The organism is Nocardioides sp. (assembly GCF_036401255.1).
Taxonomy (GTDB): domain Bacteria; phylum Actinomycetota; class Actinomycetes; order Propionibacteriales; family Nocardioidaceae; genus Nocardioides.
Map to the genome: position 1 here is coordinate 1 of NZ_DASWVI010000153.1, position 4046 is coordinate 4046.

Sequence of the window (4046 nt, forward strand, 5' to 3'; positions counted from 1 at the left end):
GACATCCACATCGAGCCCACCGAGCGCGACATGCGGGTCCGCTACCGCATCGACGGCGTGCTCCACGACGCCCACCGATCGCCGAAGAACATCCAGAACGGCGTGATCTCGCGGCTCAAGATCATGGCCGACATGAACATCGCCGAGCGGCGCGTGCCGCAGGACGGCCGGATGTCGGTGACGCACGAGGGCCGCCGGGTGGACCTCCGGATCGCGACCCTGCCGACCGTGTGGGGGGAGAAGGTCGTCGCCCGGATCCTCGACACCTCCCACACCCAGCTGGGGCTGGACGACCTCGGGTTCAGCAACGAGAACTACGAGCGCTACCAGGCGGCGTACACCAAGCCCTACGGGATGATCCTCGCGACCGGCCCGACCGGATCGGGCAAGTCCACCACGCTGTACGCGACGCTGAACCTGCTCAACCGGCCCGACGTCAACGTCATCACGGTCGAGGACCCGGTCGAGTACCGGATGCTCGGGATCAACCAGGTCCAGACGAACGCCAAGGCCGGGCTGACGTTCGCCTCGGCGCTGCGGTCGATCCTGCGGGCCGACCCCGACATCGTCCTGATCGGCGAGATCCGCGACCACGAGACCGCCCAGATCGCCGTCGAGGCCGCCCTGACCGGCCACCTCGTGCTCTCGACGCTCCACACCAACGACGCGCCGTCGGCCGTCACCCGCCTGATCGAGATGGGCATCGAGCCCTTCCTGGTCGGCTCGGCCCTCGACGCCGTCCTCGCGCAGCGGCTGTGCCGGTCGCTGTGCGAGCGCTGCAAGCAGCCCTACCACCCGGAGCCCGCCGAGCTCGTGCGCATCGGGTTCCCGTGGGCGGAGGGCGAGGAGGTCCCGGTGCTGCACCGCCCCACCGGCTGCTCGGCGTGCTCGCAGACGGGCTACCGCGGGCGGATGGCGCTGCACGAGGTGATGAGCGTGACCGAGGACGTCTCCCGCCTGGCGGTGGCGCGCGCCTCCACCGACGAGATCGCGCGCGTGGCACGCGAGCAGGGCATGACCACGCTCAAGTCGGACGGCTGGCAGAAGGTCCTGCAGGGCCGCACCTCGATCGAGGAGGTGCTGCGGGTCGTCGCGTGACGGCGTACCCCGGCGTCACTCCTGGCCCTATTCCGCGGGGATCACCGACAGGGCCGCGGCCGGGTTGTCCCGGTAGCGCACGATCAGCTCGCCGGTGGCCTCGTCGATGCGCTCGTGGAGGGCACGGCGGTACGCCGTCAGCTGCCGCTCGGCGTCGGTGAGCCGCTCGACGGCCTCGGCCATCTCGTCGGGGTCGTGCGGGTCGACCTCGGTGCCCCACATCTCGCTGAGCTCGGGCAGCTCCGGCAGCGGGTCGGCGGCGCGGATGCTCACCAGCGCACGCCGCGAGCCACCGGTGCCGGTGTCGCCCAGCACCCGGACCAGGTCGTCGAACGACAGCGGGTGATCGGCGGCCGAGCCGGCGGCGAGCAGGTCGAGCCGGGCGTGGACCAGGCGCCGCCAGTAGGAGACCCGGTCCTCCTCGGCCTCGAGCCGGTGCCGGTAGGCGCGCAGGCCCTCCAGGTCGAGCCCGGCGAGCTCCGCCGACGGCATCGCCTCGGTCACGGGCCGGCGCCGGGTCGCGCTCACCGGGGTGCCTCCGCGTCCACGAGGGCCGGGTCGACGCCGGCGCGCTTGAGCATCACCGTGAAGTCGTGGGTGTTGGAGCTGACGAGCTTGGCGTCCGCGACCGACACCGATCCGTCGAGCACCAGCCGGACCAGGTGCTGGTCGAAGGTCTGCATGCCGGAGTAGGCGCCGTCGGCCACGATGTCGGGGATCGTGTCGGTCCGGTCCGGGTCGGCGACCGCCTCGGCCAGCCGGGGTGTGTTGACCGCGACCTCCATCGCGACGACCCGGCCCTGCCCGTCGGCGCGCGGCACCAGCCGCTGGCACACGATGCCGCGCAGCGACGCGGCCAGGCCGAGGCGCACCTGCTTCTGCTCGTGCGGGGGGAAGAAGTCGATCACGCGGTTGACGGTCTCCTTGGCGTCGGTGGTGTGCAGCGTCGACATCACGAAGTGGCCGGTCTCGGCCGCCGACAGGGCGGCCCGGACGGTGTCGGGGTCGCGCATCTCGCCGATCAGGATCACGTCGGGGTCCTGGCGCATCGCGGCCCGCAGCGCGACCGACCAGTCCGCGGTGTCGGTGCCGAGCTCGCGCTGGTTGACGCTCGCGACCTTGTCGCGGTGGATCACCTCGATCGGGTCCTCGATCGTGAGGATGTGCACGGGCCGGGCCTCGTTGATCGCGTCGACCATCGCCGCCAGCGTCGTGGTCTTGCCGGAGCCCGTCGGGCCGGTGACCAGCACCAGGCCGCGCGGCTCGAGCGCCAGCCGGTGGATCACGTCGGGCAGGTCGAGGTCGGCGAGCGACCGCGGCTCGTCGCCGACCAGGCGCAGCACGCAGCCGACCGACCCGCGGGACCGGAAGGCGTTGACGCGGAACCGGCCGATCCCCGGCACCGCCAGTGCGTAGTCGGCCTCGTTGGTGGCCGCGAAGTGCTCGGCCACGTCGGGCGGCATCGTCTCGCGCACCAGCGCCTCGACGTCCGCGGCGGTGAGCGGGTCGACCTGCAGGGGGACCAGCGACCCCGAGATCCGGATCCGCGGCGGGCTCCCGACCTTCACGTGCAGGTCGGAGCCGCGGTTGACCACGACGGCCTGCAGGAAGGGGGCGATGCGCAACGACGTCGCGGACGCCTCCGGAGAGCTGCTCACGGGCCTTGTGTACCACGCCCGGCCGGGTCCCATGCCGATACCGGCCCCGGGCGCCCGGCCCCACGACGATCCGTCGAGGAAATCGCCCCGGGAGCGTCAAGTCGGGGCGGGGACCTGCCGATGAGCATGGTGACGCACTGTGCCCACCTGCCCCCGCTCGGGCCGTCTTTCTCGAGGAACCCATGTCACGCACCCTGGTCGGCCTGGACATCGGCAGCTCCGGTGTCCGCGCCGCCGAGTTCGTCTCCGGCCGCCGGCGTCCCACCCTGCGTCGCTTCGCCCAGGTGCCGCTGCCGACCGGCGTGGTGCGCGCGGGCGCCGTCGTGGACGCCGAGGCGCTCACCGACGCCCTCAAGACCCTGTGGTCGACGGGGAAGTTCGGGTCGCGCAACGTCGCGCTCGGCGTCGCGAACGCCGGGGTGCTGGTGCGCCAGATGGACCTCGACTGGATGCCGCCGGCGGACTTCCGCAAGGCGCTGCGCTACCAGGTCCAAGACGTGCTGCCGTTCTCCGTCGACGAGGCCAACCTGGACTACCACCTGCTCGACGAGCTCGACGTCACCGCCGAGGACGGCGGCACCCGCCGGGTCGCGCGGATCCTGCTCGTCGCGGCCTCGCGCGGCATGGTCGACGCGTACGTCGAGGCCGTGCGGCGCGCCGGCCTGCGGACCCGGGTGGTCGACCTGCTTCCGTTCGCGCTGCTGCGGGCGCGCACCCCGATGCTGGCCGCCGGATCGGACACCACCGAGGCGATCGTCGACGTGGGCGCCGACGTGGTGTCGGTCGTGGTGCACACCGGCGGGGTGCCGCGCTACGTGCGGATGATCCCCGGCGTCGGCGGCGACTCCGTCACCGAGGCCGTGCGGGCCCGCTACTCCTGGAGCTGGGAGGACGCCGAGCGGACCAAGGTGTACGTCGGGCTCCCCGGCCACGCGCACCTCGACCACAGCCAGCTGACCAGCCTCAGCCCGCGCACCGACGGGCTCGACCACGCCGCCCAGCAGGTCGTCGAGGTCGCCGCCCGCGGCCTGGCGGACGAGATCAGCACCACGTTGGAGTTCTTCCGTGACTCGGCAACCCCCGACGCCGAGGTCGCGGACCGGGTCGGTGCCGCGGTCGGCAGGGTCCTCCTGACCGGCTCCGGTGCCGAGCTCGGTGGCTTCGCCGAGCTGCTCGCGGGGCGCCTCGGCGTACCCGTCGAGCGGCTCGACGTGCTCGGCCACGTCCGGGCGCCCGGCCGGCTGCGGCTCGCCGACGCCGACGTCCCGGCCCTGGCGGTGCCCGCCGGGC

At 73.1% G+C, this 4046-nt stretch carries 4 protein-coding genes; 2 read left to right on the forward strand and 2 right to left on the reverse strand.

Annotation, left to right across the window (positions count from 1 at the left end; translation table 11 throughout):
• Nucleotides 1-1098 (forward strand): GspE/PulE family protein (locus VGD85_RS07225; protein WP_331062773.1); only part of this gene is annotated, 1098 nt, incomplete at its 5' end.
• A 27-nt stretch (nt 1099-1125) separates the two neighbouring features.
• Here the strand turns inward: VGD85_RS07225 and VGD85_RS07230 are convergent.
• Together VGD85_RS07230 and VGD85_RS07235 are read right to left on the reverse strand one after the other, a co-directional pair.
• The gene (locus VGD85_RS07230) at nt 1126-1626 is read right to left on the reverse strand and encodes a hypothetical protein (RefSeq protein WP_331062774.1); all 501 of its coding nucleotides are present in this window, start codon (nt 1624-1626) and stop codon (nt 1126-1128) included.
• The gene (locus tag VGD85_RS07235; RefSeq protein WP_331062775.1) at nt 1623-2756 is read right to left on the reverse strand and encodes a PilT/PilU family type 4a pilus ATPase; all 1134 of its coding nucleotides are present in this window, start codon (nt 2754-2756) and stop codon (nt 1623-1625) included. The genes VGD85_RS07230 and VGD85_RS07235 overlap by 4 nt, the downstream gene beginning before the upstream one ends.
• A gap of 182 nt (nt 2757-2938) precedes the next feature.
• Between VGD85_RS07235 and pilM the strand changes: the two genes are divergently transcribed.
• Nucleotides 2939-4046, forward strand: a 1108-nt coding sequence (gene pilM / locus VGD85_RS07240; RefSeq protein WP_331062776.1) for a type IV pilus assembly protein PilM, incomplete at its 3' end; no start/stop codon positions are given.